General features: G+C 67.5%; 18 protein-coding genes. 9 read left to right on the top strand and 9 right to left on the bottom strand.

The window, feature by feature from the left end:
* Window positions 1-6 precede the first annotated feature (6 nt).
* From eno to ABZ004_RS31010, 3 genes are read right to left on the bottom strand one after another with little or no spacing between them, the layout of a single operon-like run.
* The gene (gene eno / locus ABZ004_RS31020; protein WP_355684632.1) at window positions 7-1,287 is read right to left on the bottom strand and encodes a phosphopyruvate hydratase; all 1,281 of its coding nucleotides are present in this window, start codon (window positions 1,285-1,287) and stop codon (window positions 7-9) included.
* Window positions 1,288-1,346: 59 nt separating this feature from the next.
* Window positions 1,347-1,886, bottom strand: coding sequence for an RNA 2'-phosphotransferase (locus ABZ004_RS31015; protein WP_355684631.1), 540 nt, complete (start codon window positions 1,884-1,886; stop codon window positions 1,347-1,349).
* Window positions 1,883-2,752, bottom strand: a complete 870-nt coding sequence (locus tag ABZ004_RS31010; RefSeq protein WP_355684630.1) for a LysR family transcriptional regulator — start codon at window positions 2,750-2,752, stop codon at window positions 1,883-1,885. Before ABZ004_RS31010 ends, ABZ004_RS31015 begins: the two co-directional genes overlap by 4 nt.
* 70 nt (window positions 2,753-2,822) lie before the next feature.
* Between ABZ004_RS31010 and ABZ004_RS31005 the strand changes: the two genes are divergently transcribed.
* Window positions 2,823-3,341 (top strand): hypothetical protein, encoded by a 519-nt coding sequence (locus ABZ004_RS31005; RefSeq protein ID WP_355684629.1) that lies wholly within the window; start codon window positions 2,823-2,825, stop codon window positions 3,339-3,341.
* On the opposite strand, the gene ABZ004_RS31000 is transcribed toward ABZ004_RS31005, so the two are convergent.
* Window positions 3,309-4,154, bottom strand: a complete 846-nt coding sequence (locus tag ABZ004_RS31000) for a phosphotransferase (RefSeq protein WP_355684628.1) — start codon at window positions 4,152-4,154, stop codon at window positions 3,309-3,311. The genes ABZ004_RS31005 and ABZ004_RS31000 overlap by 33 nt on opposite strands.
* Window positions 4,155-4,222: 68 nt before the next feature.
* On the opposite strand from ABZ004_RS31000, the gene ABZ004_RS30995 reads away from it, so the two are divergent.
* Window positions 4,223-4,396 (top strand): hypothetical protein, encoded by a 174-nt coding sequence (locus tag ABZ004_RS30995; RefSeq protein WP_355684627.1) that lies wholly within the window; start codon window positions 4,223-4,225, stop codon window positions 4,394-4,396.
* A gap of 208 nt (window positions 4,397-4,604) precedes the next feature.
* On the opposite strand, the gene ABZ004_RS30990 is transcribed toward ABZ004_RS30995, so the two are convergent.
* From ABZ004_RS30990 to ABZ004_RS30970, 5 genes are all read right to left on the bottom strand, one after another.
* Window positions 4,605-5,648, bottom strand: a complete 1,044-nt coding sequence (locus ABZ004_RS30990) for a MazG family protein (RefSeq protein WP_355684626.1) — start codon at window positions 5,646-5,648, stop codon at window positions 4,605-4,607.
* 10 nt (window positions 5,649-5,658) lie between these two features.
* Window positions 5,659-6,324 (bottom strand): SurA N-terminal domain-containing protein, encoded by a 666-nt coding sequence (locus ABZ004_RS30985; RefSeq protein WP_355684625.1) that lies wholly within the window; start codon window positions 6,322-6,324, stop codon window positions 5,659-5,661.
* A gap of 17 nt (window positions 6,325-6,341) precedes the next feature.
* A complete protein-coding gene (gene mfd, locus ABZ004_RS30980) occupies window positions 6,342-9,974 on the bottom strand; it encodes a transcription-repair coupling factor (RefSeq protein ID WP_355684624.1) in 3,633 nt (1,210 codons plus the stop codon).
* Between the two features lie 193 nt (window positions 9,975-10,167).
* Complete coding sequence (pth, locus tag ABZ004_RS30975; protein WP_355684623.1) at window positions 10,168-10,743, bottom strand: aminoacyl-tRNA hydrolase; 576 nt, start codon at window positions 10,741-10,743, stop codon at window positions 10,168-10,170.
* 47 nt (window positions 10,744-10,790) lie between these two features.
* A complete protein-coding gene (locus ABZ004_RS30970; RefSeq protein WP_355684622.1) occupies window positions 10,791-11,417 on the bottom strand; it encodes a 50S ribosomal protein L25/general stress protein Ctc in 627 nt (208 codons plus the stop codon).
* A 383-nt stretch (window positions 11,418-11,800) separates the two neighbouring features.
* Here ABZ004_RS30970 and ABZ004_RS30965 point away from each other — a divergent pair, with 383 nt between their 5' ends.
* The 7 genes from ABZ004_RS30965 to ABZ004_RS30935 are packed head-to-tail and all read left to right on the top strand — an operon-like array spanning window position 11,801 to window position 19,213.
* Complete coding sequence (locus ABZ004_RS30965; RefSeq protein WP_355684621.1) at window positions 11,801-14,047, top strand: choice-of-anchor M domain-containing protein; 2,247 nt, start codon at window positions 11,801-11,803, stop codon at window positions 14,045-14,047.
* Window positions 14,044-15,573, top strand: coding sequence for an anchored repeat ABC transporter, substrate-binding protein (locus ABZ004_RS30960; protein WP_355684620.1), 1,530 nt, complete (start codon window positions 14,044-14,046; stop codon window positions 15,571-15,573). Before ABZ004_RS30965 ends, ABZ004_RS30960 begins: the two co-directional genes overlap by 4 nt.
* Window positions 15,570-16,325, top strand: coding sequence for a choice-of-anchor M domain-containing protein (locus ABZ004_RS30955; RefSeq protein WP_355684619.1), 756 nt, complete (start codon window positions 15,570-15,572; stop codon window positions 16,323-16,325). Before ABZ004_RS30960 ends, ABZ004_RS30955 begins: the two co-directional genes overlap by 4 nt.
* On the top strand, window positions 16,322-17,068 hold the full coding sequence (locus tag ABZ004_RS30950) for an anchored repeat-type ABC transporter ATP-binding subunit (protein WP_355684618.1): 747 nt from the start codon (window positions 16,322-16,324) through the stop codon (window positions 17,066-17,068). Before ABZ004_RS30955 ends, ABZ004_RS30950 begins: the two co-directional genes overlap by 4 nt.
* Window positions 17,065-17,934: an anchored repeat-type ABC transporter permease subunit gene (locus ABZ004_RS30945; protein WP_355684617.1), complete on the top strand. Its 870-nt coding sequence runs from the start codon at window positions 17,065-17,067 to the stop codon at window positions 17,932-17,934. Before ABZ004_RS30950 ends, ABZ004_RS30945 begins: the two co-directional genes overlap by 4 nt.
* An 11-nt stretch (window positions 17,935-17,945) precedes the next feature.
* On the top strand, window positions 17,946-18,578 hold the full coding sequence (locus tag ABZ004_RS30940) for a choice-of-anchor M domain-containing protein (RefSeq protein WP_355684616.1): 633 nt from the start codon (window positions 17,946-17,948) through the stop codon (window positions 18,576-18,578).
* Complete coding sequence (locus ABZ004_RS30935; RefSeq protein ID WP_355684615.1) at window positions 18,575-19,213, top strand: choice-of-anchor M domain-containing protein; 639 nt, start codon at window positions 18,575-18,577, stop codon at window positions 19,211-19,213. Before ABZ004_RS30940 ends, ABZ004_RS30935 begins: the two co-directional genes overlap by 4 nt.
* The last annotated feature ends 114 nt before the right edge of the window (window positions 19,214-19,327 follow it).

The raw sequence follows: 19,327 nt of genomic DNA, 5'->3' as shown, positions 1-19,327 counted from the left end.
GCCCGGTCAGCCCTTGAATCGCGGGAACGCCGAGCGGCCGGCGTACCGGGCTGCGTCGTCCAGCTCTTCCTCGATCCGGAGCAGCTGGTTGTACTTCGCCGTCCGGTCCGACCGGGCCGGGGCACCGGACTTGATCTGGCCACAGTTCGTGGCGACCGCGAGGTCGGCGATCGTGGTGTCCTCGGTCTCGCCGGAGCGGTGGCTCATCATGCAGGTGAAGCCGTTGCGGTGGGCGAGGTCGACGGCGTCCAGCGTCTCGGTCAGCGAGCCGATCTGGTTCACCTTGACCAGCAGGCTGTTCGCGGCCTTCTCGTTGATGCCACGCTGCAGCCGCTCGACGTTGGTGACGAACAGGTCGTCGCCGACGATCTGGATCTTGTCGCCGAGCTGACCGGCGAGGTTGATCCAGCCGGCCCAGTCCTCCTCGTTCAGCGGGTCCTCGATCGAGACGATCGGGTAGGAGTCGACCAGCTCCGCGTAGTACGCGATCATCTCGTCGGACGACTTCTTGCCACCCTCGAAGGCGTACACGCCATCGGTGTGGAACTCGCTCGCGGCCACGTCCATGGCCAGCGCGATGTCCTTGCCCGGCTGCAGGCCGGCCTTCTCGATCGCGACCAGGATCAGGTCGAGGGCGTCGCGGTTGCTCGGCAGGTTCGGCGCGAAGCCGCCCTCGTCACCGAGGCCGGTGGACAGGCCGCGCTCGTTCAGCACCGCCTTCAGCGCGTGGTAGACGCCGGCGCCCTGCATCAGGGCCTCGGAGTACGTCGCCGCGCCGATCGGGGCGATCATGAACTCCTGCACGTCAACGTTGCTGTCCGCGTGCGAACCGCCGTTGAGGATGTTCATCATCGGCACCGGGAGCACGTGCGCGTTCGGGCCGCCGACGTAGCGGTACAGGTCCAGACCGGCGCTCTCCGCGGCGGCCTTGGCGACCGCGAGGCTGACGCCGAGGATGGCGTTCGCGCCCAGCTTGGCCTTGTTCGGCGTACCGTCCAGGTCCAGCATGGCCTGGTCGATCAGCCGCTGCTCGTGGACGTCGTACCCGACGATCTCCTTGTCGATGTCCTCCAGGATGGCCGCGACGGCCTTCTGGACACCCTTGCCGCCGTAGCGGGACTTGTCCCCGTCGCGCAGCTCGACGGCCTCGAACTGGCCGGTGGAAGCGCCGGAGGGCACTGCCGCCCGGGCTACGGTGTCGTCGTCGAGCAGAACCTCGACCTCGACAGTGGGATTGCCGCGCGAGTCAAGAATCTCGCGAGCGCCGACGGCCTCGATGGTGGCCACATCTACTCCTCTGTTCACACCTGATGTCAGCCCCGAGCCTAGCGTCCAGACCACCGGGCTCAGTGGACCGCGTCCGCCTTTTCCACAACGCGGATCGCGTGCGCAGGCACGAATCTGGTCAGCAGTACGCCGTTCGGCGCCTCGAAGACGGGCTGCCCGAGCGCGGCCGGGTCGATCCCGAGCAGCACGTCGACCGCGGATCGCCTGCCCACACGGCTGTTCTTCGCCGGTGCGAGGTGCACATGGGTACGCCGGCCGGCCAGCAACCCGTGTTCCTGGATCTGCGCCAGCGCGCCCTGATTCGTCCCGTGCCAGAGCAGGTGATCGGGCTCCACCCGTCGCCAACTGTTCTCCAAGGCTTCACGCGTGACCGGCATATTCTCGACCGAGTGCCCCTGGCAGGCCCGGATCTTCTGCCCGTCCACCTGCAGCCGCTGCTTGTCGTTCTCGCGCACTGCCAGGTCCAGGCGATCACGGTCCATTCGGAGCACCCGTAGTACGTCGTCGATGTCAGCCCAGCCGTCGGCACTCATCGCGAGGCCACGCTCACCCGCCGTGTGCCTGAGCAGCTTGGAGATCGCCCGGCTGTCCTTACTCACGGTACGTAGCGTTGCAGCAGGTCGCGCAATGTGTCGAGACGTTTGTCCTGCGGCCGGTTCGGGCGGGTGACCAGGTAGTACCGCACCGGCGGCAGATCTTTGATCGGCACGGTTCGCACGGCGGCCGGCGTACGGACGAAGCCGTTGACCACTGCCGGTCCCACGCCGAGGCGGACGAAGTGGACCAGCAGCGCCCAGCCTTCCGCCTCAACCGCGACGGCCCAATCAACCCCTGCATCAAGCAGGCTCCGCTCCAGTTGCACGCGATGCGGTCTGGTGGACGGAGGCACCACCAGAGCTTCGCCGGCCAGATCTTTCAGCCGGAGCGAGCGGCGGCCGGCGAGGCGGTGATCCGGCCTGACCGCCAGAACCTGCGGGTACTGCTTGAGCGGGCGGCAATCGAGCTCGTCGGGCGGCACCACCAGTGCGGTCACCCCAAGATCAGCGCTGCCGTCCCGGAGCGCGCCGAGAGTCGCGTCCGCGTCGGTGGTGATCAGCCGGAGCTCCTGCTTCTTGGCCAGGAAACGGCGGATGGGTTCGCCGAGGAGATACAGATAGGCCCCGGATCCGGCCGCCAGGACGAGCGGGCGAGACGGGCGCGAGTCGAGCTCGGCGAGGAACTCGGCCGCGCGGGTCCTCGTGTCATTCGCGAAGGCGGCAAGCTGTTCGCCGGTCTCGGTCAGCCACAGAGCACGGCCGTGCCGGGTGTACAGCGGGCGGCCGAGGGTCTGTTCCAGCTTGCGGATCCGGGCGTGCAGGGCCGGCTGGCTGACGTGCAGCTCGTTCGCCGCGTGGGTGAAGTTGCGGTGTGCGGCGAAGACCGCGAACGCCGCCAGGTCCTCGGCGACCAGCCGATCCAGAATCATTACCTGAAACTATAGCTGTGTCGCCAATTCATAGTTCTGCTGACTGTTCGGATTGGCGCACGCTGGCAGCATGAACAGATTGGGCATCGATATCGGCCGAGTGATCATCGACGGATCGGCCGCCGTCGGCGGCGACACCGCCTTCTTCCAGGGTTCTCAGGAGACCATGCTTCGTACACCCTCCGTGCCGGGTGCCTTCGAGTCCATAGCACGGTTGGTTTCGCTGGTCGACGGCCAGGCTTGGCTGATCTCGAAGTGCGGCCCACGCACCCAGCAACGCTCCCTGGACTGGCTGCGCCACCACAATTTCTTCGACCGTACTGGCGTTGCCGACGGCAACTATCGCTTCTGTCTCCGCCGTCCCGACAAGGCCGTGCATTGTGCCGAGCTCGGCATCACCCACTTCATCGACGACAAGCCTGACGTCCATCAAGCTCTTGCCGGGGTTGTGCCCTGCCGGTATCTCTTCGGCCCGCAACAGAGCGGGCGGGTGCCGGCGGGAGTGGTTCCGGTGAGCGACTGGCCTGCCGCCGAGCACGCCGTACGGGCGAGTCTTCTAGACGTTGAACCAGCGGCGGGCGTCGGATAGGCCCTTGTGGTTGCCGTCGCTGGTGGTGAGGCCGGTCTGGACGTCGGTGGCGAGGCGCCAGGCGAAGTACGCGGCCTGGATCGCGAAGCGGAAGTTGATGAAGGTGTCGAGGTGGGTGCTGACTTCCTCGGTGAGTGCGGGGCGTTCGGCGAGGTAGGCGGCGATGACGCGGTCCGGCTCGGACAGGTACATGACGAGTGAGCCGAGGTCATAGAGAACGGGCCCGAGCATGGCGCCACCCCAGTCGATCAACGCGGTCGCGCCATCGGGTTGCCGCAGGAACGCCTCAGCCGCGGGATCACCGTGCAACCCCGCCCAGCTCAACCCCGCCGTCTTCCGTACGCCGTCCAGCGCACCTTCGACGGCCGGGCGGATCCAGGGCTCGAGATCCAGGTACTCGTCGAACACCCCCGTCATCCGGTCGACCCACCCGCCGATATCCGCAGGCTCAGCCGCCAGAATCGCGTGCACCCGAGCAATCGTCGCCCCCATCACCGCGTGGTCCTCAGGCCCGCCGACCAGCGGAACCCCGTCGACAAACTCCAGCACAGCGACCTGATGCTCCCCGTCCACCTCCACCAGCCGCCCACTCCGACTGGCCACCGGCGCCCCCGTCACCACCCCACCCGCCTGCAACCGAGCCGCCATCTCCAACCCAGCCGCAAACGCGTCATCCCTCACCCCCACCGCCTTCACCACATACTTCTTGCCCCCAGCAACCACCATCCACACCCGGGAGTTCATCCCACCCACCAACACCTCAACCCGCTCAACCCGCAATCCCCACCGCGTCTCCACCAGCCCCTCAAACATCCCGCCACCCTCCCACTCCACCCCCCACCGGTCGATCCAATTTCGCCCGGCGCTGCAAGGATGATCAGGTGAACAGCGACAAGGAAGACGATCGGCAACACGAGCAGCGCCACCTCGGCGAGCTGCTGGCCGAACTCGCCGAGGTCCACGATCCGGCGACTGAAGAGGAACTCGCAGCCGCCCGCGCCGAATGGCCCGACCACTCACCGCGCGCAGGAACGCCGGCGTACCGACCGACATGAGGTACGCCTCGCCAACGCCCTCCGAGGTGTGCCGCTGAGCGTGGCCTTCGACCTGAAGGACGCATACCTCATGTCCGTCGGTACGCCTAACGCCAGAAAAGGCCCTGCCGGACCGCGGCGGTGGGTCCGAAGCACCCCGGCGAGACCGTTGGCCCAGAGCCGGGGCTGCCGGGTGGCAGGCGACGCTGCTGACCCGGGCCAGGGAGGGCTAGTGGCTGGATTCGGTGGTGCGGATTTGGGTGGCTAGGTGGTGGGTGGCCTGGCGGAGGGCTTGTTCGGGGTCGATGCCTTCGGCGCGGGCCTCTTGGACCAGGAGGAGGAGTTTGTCGCCGAGGGTGGGGGTGGTGGGGGGTTCGTAGGGGTGGATCTTGGCGGAGCGGCCCAGGACCTTGTCGGCGAGGGCCAGGGCGGGGAGGGCTAGGGGGATGCCTTCGAGGACCGAGGTGCGTTGTTTTTCGGCGGCCTTGATGGTTTCCCAGTTCGCCTCGACGGCTGCGGCGTCGGCGGCTTCGGCCGAGGCGAAGACGTGCGGGTGGCGGCGGATGAGTTTTTCGACGATGCCGGCGGCTACGTCGTCGATGGTGAAGCCGTCGGCCTCGTCCTCGGCGGCGATCCGGGAGTGGAAGGCGACCTGGAGCAACAGGTCGCCGAGTTCCTCGCGGAGGTGGTCGCGGTCGCCGGTGTCGATGGCTTCGAGGGTCTCGTAGGTCTCCTCGAGCAGGTACTTCGCCAAGCTCTCGTGCGTCTGCTCCTGGTCCCACGGGCAGTTGCTGCGCAGCCGGTCCATCACGCGCACGAGGTCGATCAGCCGCGCCCCCGGTACGTCGTACGAGCCATGCACGATCTCGATCCCGTACTCCGGGCGCAGGCCGGCCTCAGCTTCACGGTGCAACGCGTCGGCGATCAACCGGATCAACCCCGGCTCACCGTCATCCCCAACCAACCACGCAACCCGCAGCCCAGAAGCAGCAGCAGAACTCATCCGAGCCCAGTGGTCGTAGGCATCCCCATCAACCCGGCCCACCACATAACCGGCGGCTTCGAGCGCCAGCACATCCGGGCGCTCCACCGGAGCCAAACGGACGGCGCCACTGGCGGACGCGCCGGCTGGTGCGGCGGGCTCGGCGGCTCGCGGCGTGCCGGAAGCGGCGAGGACCTCGTCAGCTTCGTCGAAGGCTGCCCAGGCGGGGCGGGTGAGCAGTCCTGGCGCTACCCGGGGGCTGGTGAGGACGACTTTGATGGAGCCGGGCACGGGGGGACGATCAGCCTTGGGGTTCCGGCGCCGGCTGGTTCGGGTCCTGGGCGTTCGGGTCCTGGGCGTTGGGGTCCGCGTTCGGGTCGGCCGGCTTGCTGCTGGCCTTGGTCTGGTCGGACAGTGTCGACAGGGAGCCGGAGACCTTGGTGTCGAGACCGGCGTCGGTCCACTTGCCGAACCGCGGCGCGATGTCGATGGTGATGTTCTTCGAGGCGTCCTTGACGATCGTCAGGCCGGCCTGCTGGGCCTGCTGGGCCTTCGGGTCCCTGATCCCGGTGCCGCCGCCGAGCTTGATCGTGCCGATCCCTGCCACGGCGAAGTCGCGTAGGAAGCTGTTCGCGACCGGGTCCTTGGCGAACTTGTCGTAGACCGCCGGGTCCGAGACGGCCGACTTCATCCCTTCGGCGACCTCGGCGTCGGTGATGGTGATCGACCGCTGGTCGGCGATCTGCTTGACCAGCGCGCTGTTCACCAGGTTGTTGAGCGCGACCTCCGGGGTGAACGGCTGGCCGAGCGCCGCGCTCACCGCGCGGGCGGTGTCCTCCACGTCGGTGACCGAGATCTCGGTGTTGCCGACCTGGGCGGCGGCGCCGGGGTGGGTGCCTGCGGCACAACCGCCGAGCAGCACCATCGCAGCCAGTACGCCCGTCACCTTGACGAGGTTTCTGCTCAACGGACTCTCCTCCAGCATCAGGCCTTAGCCCCCACGGGCTCGGCGATCACATCGTCGATCAGTCTCGTACACCACTGCAGCAGCTCCTGGTCGCGGAGCGGCTGGCCGCCGACCGGCCGGGTGACAGGTCGTGGCACCAGGATCGTACGCAGTTGCGGCTTGACCAGACTCTTCGGGTACAGCCTGTTCAGCCGGAGCACCTTCGAATCGGGCAGGTCGACCGGTCCGAAGCGGATCAGATTGCCCTGCAGCGTCACGTCCTGCAACCCCGCAGTACGGGCGTGGTTGCGGAACTTCGCCACCTCGATCAGGTTCAGCACCGGCTGCGGGATGTCGCCGTACCGGTCGTGCAGTTCCTCCACCAGCTCGGCGATCCCATCGGCGTCCCGTACGGCGGCCAGCCGCTGGTACATCTCCAGCCGGAGCCGCTGCGACGGAACGTAGTCGTGCGGAAGATGCGCGTCGATCGGCAGCTCGATCTTCACCTCTGCGACGGTGTCCTCCTCGGAGCCGTCGTTGCGGTACTCCGCGACCGCCTCGCCGACCAGCCGGACGTACAGGTCGAACCCGACGTCGGCGATGTGCCCGGACTGTTCGCCACCGAGCAGGTTGCCGGCGCCGCGGATCTCGAGGTCCTTCATCGCGACCTGCATGCCGGCGCCGAGGTCGGCGTGCTGGGCGATGGTGGCGAGCCGGTCGTGCGCGGTCTCGGTGAGCGGCTTCTCCGGCGGGAAGAAGAAGTACGCGTAGGCCCGCTCGCGACCACGGCCGACCCGGCCGCGGAGCTGGTGCAACTGGGAGAGCCCGAGCAGGTCCGACCGCTCGACGATCAGCGTGTTCGCGTTCGAGATGTCGATGCCGGACTCGACGATCGTCGTACAGACGATGACGTCGGACTCCTTCTCCCAGAAGCCCTGGATGACTTGTTCCAGCTGGTGCTCCGGCATCTGCCCGTGGGCGACCGACACCCGGGCCTCCGGGACCAGCTGGCGGATCCGGGCGGCCGCCTTCTCGATCGTGTTCACCCGGTTGTGGACGAAGAAGACCTGACCCTCGCGCAGCAGCTCGCGCCGGATCGCGGCGGTCACCTGGCCCTCCTCGTAGGCGCCGACGAAGGTCAGCACCGGGTGCCGTTCTTCCGGCGGCGTCGCGATCGTCGACATCTCCCGGATGCCGGTGATCGACATCTCCAGGGTGCGCGGGATCGGCGTCGCGGACATGGTCAGTACGTCGACCGCCGTCCGCAACTGCTTCAGCTGCTCCTTGTGCTCGACGCCGAAGCGCTGCTCCTCGTCGACCACGACCAGCCCGAGATCCTTGAACGCGACCTCGCCGCTGAACAGCCGGTGCGTCCCGATCACCACGTCGACCGAACCGTCGGCCAGCCCGTCGATGGTGGCCTTGGCCTCCTTGTCGGTCTGGAACCGAGACAGCGGCGCCACGTTCACCGGGAACGCGGCGTACCGCTCGGCGAACGTCGCATAGTGCTGCTGGACAAGCAGAGTCGTGGGCACCAGGACGGCGACCTGCTTGCCGTCCTGGACCGCCTTGAAAGCAGCCCGTACGGCGATCTCCGTCTTGCCGTAACCGACGTCGCCACAGACGATCCGGTCCATCGGCGTGACCCGCTCCATGTCGCGCTTCACGTCGTCGATCGTCGCCAGCTGGTCCGGCGTCTCGACGAACGGGAAGGCGTCCTCGAGCTCACGCTGCCAGGGCGTGTCCTTCGCGAACGCGTGCCCCTTGGTCGCCTGGCGCGCGGCGTACAGCTTGATCAGCTCGCCGGCGATCTGCCGGACCGCCTTGCGTGCGCGGCCCTTGCGCTTGGCCCAGTCGCCGCCGCCCATCTTGTCCAGCGACGGCTGCTCGCCGCCGACGTACCGGGTGACCTGGTCGAGCTGGTCGGTCGGCACGTACAGCCGGTCGCCGGGTTGGCCGCGCTTGCTCGGCGCGAACTCGATCACGATGTACTCGCGAGTCGCCTTCTGGGCACCGGTGCCGACGGTCCGCTGCATCATCTCGACGTACCGGCCGACGCCGTGCTGCTCATGCACGACGTAGTCGCCGGGTGCGAGCTCCAGCGGGTCGACAGCCTTCTTACGCCGACTCGGCATTCGTTGCTGCGAGCGCCTTTCGGCCGCAGATCGCTGCCCCGCAAGGTCATTCTCGGTCAGTACGGCGAACTTGATGCCTTCAGCAATGAATCCTTGATCCAGCGCACCTTGGGAGATCAGTACGACGCCAGGCTCGGGCACCCCGTCGATCGACTCGACAGTCCGGGCCGGCAGCTCCGCCTCGGAGAACACCTCGGCCAGTCGCTGGGCCGGGCCGTGGCCCTCGGTGACGCAGACGACGCGCCAGCCGTCCCGCAACCAGGCGCGCACATCCTCAACGGCAGCAGCGGTTTCGCCGCGGTACCGGTCGACCTCGTGCGCGTTCACCTGACGGCTGCGGACCGCGCCGACCTCGGTGTCGATGTCGATCGAGATCCGCTCGCCCATCGAGTCGCGCAGCTCCGACGGCGCATCGGCCGGCGCCGCCGCGAACGGCGACATGCTCCACCACGCCAGCCCCTTGGCCAGCGCGTGCGAGCGAACGTCCGCCAGCGACATGTACGCCGCCGCACCCAGGTCGATCGGTGCGTCGCCACCACCGGCAGCAGCCGCCCAGGACGCCTCCAGGAACTCCTGACTGGTCGCGACCAGGTCGTGCGCCCGGGCCCGGACCCGCTCGGGGTCGCTCACCACGACGTGCGTCCCGGCCGGCATCAGGTCGACCAGCAGCTCCATGTCGTCGACGAGGACGGGCGCGAGCGACTCCATCCCCTCGACCGCGTGTCCTTCAGCGAGCTTCTCGAACAACTCGGAAAGCTCAGGGTGTTCCTTGGCCAGTACTGCGGCCCGGGCGCGCACCTCGTCCGTGAGCAGCAGCTCGCGACACGGCGGAGCCCACAAGCCGTGCTGCGCGATCTCCAGCGACCGCTGGTCGGCGACGGCGAAGTACCGGATCTCTTCCACGTCGTCGCCGAAGAAGTCGACCCGCAGCGGGTGCTCCTCGGTCGGCGGGAAGACGTCGATGATGCCGCCACGGACGGCGAACTCACCCCGTCGCTCGACCAGGTCGACCCGGTTGTACGCCGCGCCGGACAGCCGGGCGACGACGTCCTCGAGGTCGACGGTGTCGCCGACGTGCAGCTGGACCGGGCGGAGATCGGCGAGACCGGCGACCTGGGGCTGCAGGACGGAGCGCACCGGGGCGACCAGGATCTTGATCGGGCCGGTGGTCTCGTCGGAGGGATCGGGGTGCGCGAGCCTCCGTAGTACGGCAAGGCGGCGGCCGACCGTGTCCGAACGGGGTGACAACCGCTCGTGCGGCAGCGTCTCCCAGGCGGGGTAGTAGGCGACCGTGCCGGGCTCGACCATGCACTGGAGTGCCTCGGTGAGCTCCTCGGCCTCGCGGAAGGTCGCGGTGACCGCGAGCACCGGGCGGTCGGCGCCCTGACGAGCGGCCAGCGCAGCCATCAGGACAGGGCGGATCGAACCGGGAGCGCTCAGGTCGAGCGTCGTGACGCCTTCCGTCCTGGCATCACGGACGGCCTCGGCCACCACCGGATCGGTGATCAGGGTGTCGACCAGACCAGCCAGCTTCACAATGTCCTGCCTCTCGGCTCCATGCGTCAGCTCCGGTGTTCAGGTGGGTGCATCGCAAGGCGGAGCGAAGGGCTCGATGCTTTCCCATCGTGCCCTTTGCTCCAACGCCGCGAGGCGCCCGCCTGGGCGCCGGAGATGGCGTATGGAGCCGAAAGGCAGGACATTGGGTTACCACTCTCACGAGTTGTGTGTCTCAGGAGTTGTATTTGGCTTGGGTGACTTCTAGACCGTCGGTGAGCAGGGACTCGACCGCGTCGGCGCTGCGGTCCACCGCGAACGGCAGGTCCTTGCGCTCGGCCGAGGAGAACTCGTCCAGCACGAAGTCGGCCGGGCTCTGCCGCCCCGGCGGCCGGCCCACCCCGAACCGCAACCGATAGTAGTCACCGGTGCCAAGCGATTTCCGCAGCGACTTGAGCCCGTTGTGGCCGTTGTCGCCGCCGCCGAACTTGGCCCGCAGTACGCCGAAGTCGATGTCGAGCTCGTCGTGCAGGACCACCAGCGTGGCCGGCTCCACCTTGAAGAACTTCAGCAGCCCGGAGACCGGACCGCCGGACTCGTTCATGTACGACCGGGGCTTGGCGAGGATCGTGCGGATCCCGCTGACCCTCGCCTCCACCACCTCGGCCTTGGCCTGCTTGTGCTGTTTCCAGCTGCCGCCGACCCGGGCCGCCAGTTCGTCGGCGACCATCTGGCCGACGTTGTGCCGGGTCTTGGCATAGGAAGGGCCGGGATTCCCCAGCCCGACGACCAACCACACGTCGTCCGCCACGGATCCCGGCCTTCCTGTTCTCGCTCTGTGCTTGAGGAGTCCCGCTACTACTCGGCCGCGGCCGCGACCGGCTCGTCCTTCTCGATGCCCGCCTCGGCCTCGGCCTCGGCCAGCTCGGCGTCGGCCTGCTCGGCCGTCTGCGCCGCGGTCACGTTGATGACCAGGGTGTCCGGCTCGACAGCCAGCGTCGTACCGGCCGGCAGTTTGAGGTCGGAGGCGTGGATCTGGGCGCCGGCCTCGAGGCCCTCGACGGAGACAGTGACGCCGTCGGGGATGTGGGTCGCCTCGGCCTCGACCAGGATGGTCTGGCTCTCGACGACGACCAGGGTGTCGCTGACCGCGTCGCCCTCGACGTGCACCTGGATCTCGACCTGGACCTTCTCACCGCGCTTCACGATGACCAGGTCGACGTGCTCGATGTGGCCCTTCAGCGGGTCACGCTGAACCTGCTTCGGGAGCGCGAGCAGGCTCTCGCTGCCCTCGACCTCGATCAGCAGCAGGGCGTTGGCGGTCTTCAGCGCCAACATCGTGTCGTGACCGGGCAGCGTGATGTGCACCGGGTCCGTGCCGTGGCCGTAGAGAACGGCGGGCACCTTGTTGTCCCGGCGGATTCGGCGGGCAGCACCCTTGCCGAACTCCGTGCGCGACTCGGCTTGGATCTTGACCTCGGCCACGAGATGAACTCCTCAAAAAGCGTTGCGGTGATCAGTTGTCAGTGGTGACTGCGTTGTCTGGAACTGGAGTTGCTGGCCTCAGCAGGCGCGTCTTGACTCCCGAACAGGCGTCAGGCAACGAACCACCGCGTCGATCACGGAGCCGCGCCCGCCAGGTCTTGTGAAGGACTTAGTCCGGGGGGCGTCCCTCGCCGAGGCAACCAAAACAGTCTACCCACCACTACGCCCAGACGTGAAATCTGGTCAAGAGGTACCGCCCCGGGTTCTCCGGAGGTGACTTTCCACTGCCATCGGGGCAGTTTCTTCTGCTGTTACTGAAAATGATTGTCGATTCAGATAAGGTGCGGGCTGTTCACATCTCATCCGACCTCTGGGGGACCTCGGTGACCGCCGCTCACCACCGGCTTCGGCCTGCACTGCTTGCCGTCCTGACGCTGCTTTTCCTGCTTCTGCCGTCTTTTCGCTCGTACGCCGCGGAGCCGCCCGAGGTGTTGCGGGCGGTCCACACGGATGCCCTGCACACGACGTACGACGGGACTTCGGTCGGGCTGAGCACCCGGATCGGGCTGGGCGAGTACCGCGTCGCTGACCCGGCCGGGCTGATCTTCAACCTGGAGGACAGGGGGTCGGCGCGGGTCGAACTGCCTGATCTGCCGGCGTTCTCTTTCCTGGGTCAGCCGGGTGATTCGGTCTGGATCGCGCCGGAGTCGCAGGATCCGGAGTTGATCTGGCCGGGGTGGGACACCGAGACGATCGTGCCTGGGGTGCTGGCGGGCGACTCGGTCGATTTGACGTTGCTGTCGTCGTCGGGGCCGGGCAACGTGGAGGTGTTCTTCAACTACGACGAGTTCACGGGGGCAGCGCAGCGGTTGTTCAGCGCGGCCGATCCGGGGCTGCGGGTACTCCACCAACCGGTCGGACGACACGTCCACGCCAACTGGGCCTTCACCCAACTCGGCACCTACCAACTCACGTTCCAAGCCACTGCCACCACGGCCGCAGGCGTACCGGTCACCTCAGGTCCCGTCACCTACACCTTCGTAGTCGGCCCCTACGAACCTCCAACCCCACCGACAACTCCGCCCGGCACTCCCCCGACCACACCGCCGGGTACTCCGCCGACGACACCGCCGGGCACACCTCCCACGACACCACCGGGTACTCCGCCCACCACCCCGCCGGGCACACCTCCCACCACCCCGCCGGGTACTCCGTCGACCACGCCGCCTGGGGCGCCCTCCACGACTCCGCCGACCACCCCGCCGACTTCGGCACCGACCGGTCAGCCGACGACGAAGCCGCCTGTCACCGCGGCCACCACCACCACGCCGTCCGCCACCCCGACGCAGGTCGTGCCGGGCTCCACCTCGACGCACGGCTCCGCGGACGGCGGCGCCGATTCACCATCCGGCGGCGGGGTCCAGAACCAGTCGAGCAAGCTGCCACCCTGCGTCGTCACCAGCACACCGTCAGGCGACGGAACGAACGGCTCGACCAACTCACCCGGCAGCACCAACTCCCCAGGTGGCAGCAACTCCCCCGGCAGTTCCAACTCCCCGGGCGGCAGCAACTCTCCCGGCAACCCGCCTGGCGGGCAGGGTGGTGACCAGACTCGGACGACCTTGTCGAGCGGGCATGCCGACTACGCCGTACGGATGGAAGGCGGGAAGCTTGCTTCCCGGGTGAAGGACGGTACGAAACCCGGTACGCCGGTGTGGCGTGACCCGGCGAAGGTGACGATCCAGCTGACTGCTGCGTCCCAGACGCGTGCACCTGGTGGAGCGTTCGCCTTCCTCGGCCCGGCCGGTGCGCCGCTCTGGCAGATCCCGCAGACGCAGAAGGACGGCGTCGTCTGGCTCGGCTGGAATACCGAGGAGCTCTCGAGCAGCCAACTCTCCACCGGCGTCGACTGGCGGCTCGACCGCGTCACCGGTCCCGGCAACCTGGCTGTCTTCGAATTCGACTCGTTCGGCCGCCCGAAGATCATCTTCAACTCCGGCGACGGCGTACCCGACACATACCGCATCCCGCTAGGCACCCACGCCCACGGCAACTGGTCGTTCACCAAACCAGGCACCTACCGCGCAACCTTCACCCACACAGCCACCCTCACCACCGGCGCCCCCTCAACCACCACCTCCACCCTCACCTTCGCCGTCGGCACCACCACCGCCCACAACTCCGCCCACACCGGCGCTAACGCGCGTGGCACGGGCGGCCCTCACGCGCAGAGCGCGGCAGGCACGGGCAGCGCTCACGCGCAGAGCGCGGTCGCCACGGGCAGCGCTCACGCGCAGAGCGCGGTCGCCACGGGCAGCACCCATGCGCAGAGCGCGGTTGCGGTCAGCCCGGCCGACGCTGGCGCGCAGAGCGCGGTCTCGGTTGGGGGTGGCGCTGGGGTTGATCGCATTTCGGCGGGGGACCTTGTGCCCCGGTTGACCAGATCTGGCGCGGAAAACGGTCAACTCGGGCACAAAGTCGCCTTCTCGCCGACGGCGCCTTCGGGTGGGTGCAAGTTGGCGTCTACCGGTGGCGAGGTTGGGGTGGGGTGGATCGCCGGCGGGGCGGCGCTTGCCGTGGCTGGCGTCGTAGCGCTGGTTGCCACTCGGCGTCGCCAGGGTGACGCGTGAGGCGCGGTAGGCGGGTGGGGCCCGCGGTGGTGGCGTTCGTCGTACTGGTTAGTGGGTGTGGTGGTGGGGCTGCGGGGGGCGACGGGAAGGTCAATGTCGTCACGACTACCGAGATTCTGGCTGAGCTGGTGCAGCAGGTTGGTGGGGATCGGGTGTCGGCGTCGTCGCTGGTGCCTGCGGGAGGGGATCCACACTCCTACGAGCCGACACCCGCCGACGCCAAGCGCGTTGCCAAGGCGGATGTCACGTTCACCAATCACCTGCTGCTGGAACCACAGGCGTTGATCAAGACCATCGACGCGAACGCCGCCAAGGACACTCCGAACGTGTCGCTGGCCGAAGCGGCTGAGTCGTACGGCGCGCACGTGATTCCGTTGGTGGAAGACATCGGGCTCGATGTGCTCTGGCTCGGATTGCGGGTGCGCGGTTCGGGCAAGGCTCGCGGCGCCACCCGTACGTCGTCCGTCCAGCTCACCGCCACCAAGATCGACGGCCCGGGCAAGCTGATCGCGTACCTCACCGAATCGCTCGGTCAGCCAGACCTCTACTTCGACTCCGGCAACCCGGCCGACAGTACGACGCTCCCGCCGGCCGCCCACACCCATCTCAACTGGGCGTTCACCAAACCCGGCGTCTACCACCTCACTCTCGAAGGCAAGCTCGACACCGGCCAGCCGCTCGGCAAAGGCACCTTCACGTTCGCGGTCGGCGTCGAACCGCATCAGGTGAAGCCGGCCGACGGCGGTACCGCGACGGTTCTCGACGACGGCCATACCGACCTCACCGTCGACCTCGACACCGGTCAGGTCTACGCGTACTCCGATGCGAAGCGCGTCGGCGCCGAACAATCCGTCGTACCGGCCGGTCGCGTTGTCATCGACGTACCCGGTAAGGCGTTGGAGACAGTGCCGGACGATCCGCGGTTCGGCTTCCTCGGTACGCCGGGCGCCCAGATTCACCAATTGCCGCAAGCGGTGCTCGGGAAGCACGTGCACGGCGAGATCGACCCGCATCTGTGGGAGGACGTCGCCAATGCGAAGGCCTATGTGCAGCTCATGCGCGACACGTTGATCAGCGCGGATCCGGACGGGAAGCAGGCTTATCAGGAGAACGCGGCCAAGTACCTTCGAGAACTCGACGAGCTGGACTCGTACATGCGAACGCAGTTGGCGAAGATCCCGGCCGATCGGCGGCAGCTCATCACGACGCACGACGCTTTCGGGTACCTGGCTTCGGCGTACGGGATGAAGGTTGCCGGCTTCGTCGTACCGAATCCGGCGCAGGAACCGAGTGTCGACCAGGTCCGGAAGTTGTCCGAGACGATCCGGAATCTGAAGGTGCCGGCCGTTTTCACCGAGCCGAATCTCGCGCAGCGGGCGTCGGTGCTGACGCAGGTCGCGCGTGATCGCGGTGTGCGGGTGTGCTCGATCTATGGGGATTCGTTCGATGAACATGCCCGTTCGTATGTCGCGATGATGCGGCACAACGCGGATGAACTGCTGCTTTGTCTGGGGGAGACGAAGTGAAACTGCTGCTCGCGCTCTTGTTGCCGGTGGCAATTGTTCCGGCTGGTGTTCCGCCGGCGGAGCAGGTGGTGATCGCCGACGGGCATGTCGATCTCGGGCCGCGGTTCGTGGACGGCAAGTGGACGATCCAGTTGCGGGACGACACGGGCGATCCGGTGGTGTGGCGGCCGTTGGAGAACGTTGTTCTCCAGGCGAACGATGCCGCGGTGGTGTCGGTGCCCGCGGATCCTTCGTATGCGTTTCTTGGTACGCCGGGCGCGAAGGTGTGGGTGATTCCGCAGGTGCAGAAGGCCGGCGTCGTCTGGCCGGGCTGGAACACCCAAGACCCTGACGTGGCGAGCCGGGTCGATCGCGAGGTCACCTGGAAGCTCAACGGAGTCGAAGGGCCGGGTGCCTTCACGCTCTTCCTCAACTCGGACTTCGGCAAGCCGGCTCCGGTCTTCGACAGCCGCAAACCTTTTCCGCAGGAGACGGGCGTCGACGTCAACACTCATGTCCACGGCAACTGGACCTTCGCCACCCCCGGCGCCTACCTCCTGGACATCACCATGACCGCCAAACTCACCGACGGCACCACAGTCACCGACACCCGCCCCCTCCACCTCCACGCCGGCCCCGGCGACCCCCGCGAAGCCTTCAAAACAACAGTTGTCGTGGATTCAAACGATCAATTTCCGTGGTTATGGATTGCCGGTGCGGTTGTTCTGTTGCTTGTAGGCAGCTTCGCGCTGATTCGGCGGAGGCGGGCATGAACGTTCTCCAACTAGAAGAAGTCGCCGTCGAGCTCGGTGGGCGGTCGGTCCTGTACGACGTGAATCTCAAGGTCGCCGCGCACGAACAGGTGGGGTTGATTGGGCCCAATGGGGCTGGGAAGACGACGTTGCTTCGGGCGTTGTTGGGGTTGGTGGCTGTGAGCGCCGGGGTGATTGCGGTGGAGGGAAGGTCGCCGCGGGAGGCTCGGGGGGCGGTTGGGTATGTGCCGCAGCGGCATGAGTTTGTTTGGGATTACCCGGTGGATGTGCGGACGGCGGTGATGACCGGGCGGACTCATCGGATCGGGTGGTTGAGGCGACCGGGGGGTGAGGATCGCGCGGCGGTGGCCGAGGCGTTGGAGCGGGTGGATCTCAGCGACCTGCAACGGCGACCGATCGGGGAGCTGTCCGGTGGGCAGCGGCAGCGGGTGCTGGTGGCGCGGGCTCTGGCGTTGCGGCCGAAGTTGCTGTTGCTGGACGAACCGTTCACCGGGCTCGACGTACCGACGCAGGAAATCCTCACGAGACTGTTCCGCGACCTGACCGCCGAAGGCACGGCGATCTTGATGACCACGCACGACCTGCCCGCCGCCGCAGACACCTGCAGCCGCCTGTGCCTGCTGAACGAAACGGTGATCGCCGACGGTTCACCCGACGAGCTCAGGGATCCAGCCGTCTGGCTGCGCGCGTTCGGCGTCGCCCGGTCCGAGCAACTGCTGCACAGCCTGGGAGTCGCCCGATGATCGAGTTCTTCACCGAACCCTGGCAGCACGTGTTCATGCAGCGCGCCTTCCTCGTCGTACTGATGTCCGGCGTCGTCTGCGGCGTGATCGGAAGTCACGTCGCCCTGCGTGGGATGGCCTTCATCGGCGACGCGGTGGCGCACGCCGTCTTCCCCGGCATCGCGATCGCGTTCGTCCTGCATACCAGTCTGGTGGTCGGCGGCATCGTCGCCGGACTGATCACCGCACTCGCCGTCGCCGTCTTCTCGCAGAACAGAAGGCTCAAGGAAGACACCGTGATCGGGGTGTTCTTCGCCGCCGCCTTCGGGCTCGGCATTGTCGTGATGAGCACGGCGCCCGGTTACGGCGGATCGCTCGAGTCGTTCTTGTTCGGCTCGGTGCTCGGGATCAGCGACGCGGACGTCATCACGGTCGCCGTCGCGGGCGCAGTACTGCTGCTGATCAGCGGCGCCCTGCACAAGGAGTTCGTCACCGTCGGCCTCGATCGCGAGACCGCCCGCTCGGTCGGCCTGCCGATCTTCTGGCTCGACATGGCCCTGTACGCGATGGTGACGATCGCGATCGTCATCTCGATCCAGGCGGTCGGCAACATCCTCGTCCTCGCGTTGCTGATCACCCCGGCCGCCTGCGCGCGGCTGCTGACCGACCGGATCGGCCGGATGATGCTGATCGCTCCGCTGATCGGCGCGTTCTCCGGCCTGACCGGTCTCTACCTCTCCTACGCGCTCAACCTCGCCGCCGGCGGGTTGATCGTGCTGACGGCAACCGCCGTCTTCATCGCCTGCTGGGTGTTCGCACCCCGGCACGGCCTCCTCAGCCACCGTCGCAGTACTCCTGCAACGGCTTCAGTTCCCGCCCGTCCGTGAAAGGAAAGTCAATGCGAAGAATAGCTTTGCCCGCCGTGGCACTGCTCGCTCTATCCAGTCTGGCCGTCCCAGCCAGTGCCACCACCCGGGTCAACCTCGATCAGGGCCATGTCGACGTGATCGGCATCGCCTTCGAGAACGGCGCCTTCGACCTGCATGTGCACGACGAGGAGCACGGCGTCGAGTACGCGCCGTCCGCGGTCAACCTGGTCGCCAAGCCCGGCTCGGAGATCGCCGTCCCCGACGACCCGCAGTACAGCTTCCTCGGTACGCCGGGCGCCCGGGCCTGGGTGCTTCCCCAGGTCCAGGACCCGGAACTTCTGTGGGCCGGGATCGGCGCCGAGGAGATCGAGCCCGGTGTCTTCAAGGACGATGCGCTGAAGGTCGACGTCATCGGCGTCACCGGCCCGGCCGACCTGAGCGTCTTCACCACGGATGCCTTCGGTGCGCCGACCGTCCTCGTAGACAGCGGCAACGGTCTGCCGGACCGGATCAACACGTCGGCCGGCGGTCACCTGCACGCCAACTGGGCGTTTGAAGCAGCTGGTACGTACAAGGTGACGGTCAAGGTCAGCGGCACAGTTCTTGCCACCGGCAACAAGGCGTCCGCCATCGCGACCTACACCTTCAAGGTCGCACTGTGAAGGGCCGGGTGTTCGCGGGCGCCGCTACTGCCGCGCTGGTCACGCTGCTCTCGGTCGCACCGGCTCACGCCCTCACGACGATCTCCCAGGGTCACGTGGATGCGGTAGACGTCGACTGGACCGGCTCTGCGCTCACGCTGGATCTGCGCGACGGCACGGTGACGCCGACCGTCGACCGGAACCCGGCGGACGTCGTACTGAATGCTGTGTCGGCCAGTAAGACCACGGTGCCGTCCGGGTCGGCGTACTCGTTCCTTGGTACGCCGGGGTCGGCCGTGTGGATCCTTCCGCAGACACAGGTGAGCAACATCGTCTGGCCGGGCTTCAACACCGAGGGTGTTCCTAGTGGAGCGCTGCAGGGCAACACGCTCAACGTGAAGCTGATCTCGGTCAGCGGACCGGCTGACGTGAGCGTCTACACCACCAGCTCGCTCGGCAGCCCGACCGTCTGGTTCGACAGCGGCAACGGGCTGCCGGACACGCGGGCGATCGCCATCAACACCCACGCCCACGCCAACTGGGCCTTCGAAGCAGCCGGCACCTACACCGTCACCTTCGAAGCCACTGCCACCACGGCAGGAGGCACGGCGGTCACCACGGGCCAGAAGACGTACACCTTCACTGTCCAGCCGTAACCCGTACTGCGCGGGAGAGGTGGGCGCCCCCCTAACCCCCGCGACAGGGCTTCAAACACGGCGTGATACGGGAGCCCCACCGCCACAACCCACACCCACCCTCATAAAACAGAG

The organism is Kribbella sp. NPDC006257 (assembly GCF_040613535.1).
In the GTDB taxonomy this organism is placed as follows: Bacteria; Actinomycetota; Actinomycetes; order Propionibacteriales; family Kribbellaceae; genus Kribbella.
This window is presented reverse-complemented; position numbering and strand designations above follow the sequence as displayed.

Bases quoted from the DNA above. Each gene is read 5' to 3' on its own strand.
- ABZ004_RS31010 (WP_355684630.1), bottom strand. From the start codon at position 2,752: ATGATTCTGGATCGGCTGGTCGCCGAGGACCTGGCGGCGTTCGCGGTC.
- ABZ004_RS31005 (WP_355684629.1), top strand. From the start codon at position 2,823: ATGAACAGATTGGGCATCGATATCGGCCGAGTGATCATCGACGGATCG.
- ABZ004_RS30945 (WP_355684617.1), top strand. From the start codon at position 17,065: ATGATCGAGTTCTTCACCGAACCCTGGCAGCACGTGTTCATGCAGCGC.
- ABZ004_RS31000 (WP_355684628.1), bottom strand. From the start codon at position 4,154: ATGTTTGAGGGGCTGGTGGAGACGCGGTGGGGATTGCGGGTTGAGCGG.
- ABZ004_RS30940 (WP_355684616.1), top strand. From the start codon at position 17,946: ATGCGAAGAATAGCTTTGCCCGCCGTGGCACTGCTCGCTCTATCCAGT.
- ABZ004_RS30950 (WP_355684618.1), top strand. From the start codon at position 16,322: ATGAACGTTCTCCAACTAGAAGAAGTCGCCGTCGAGCTCGGTGGGCGG.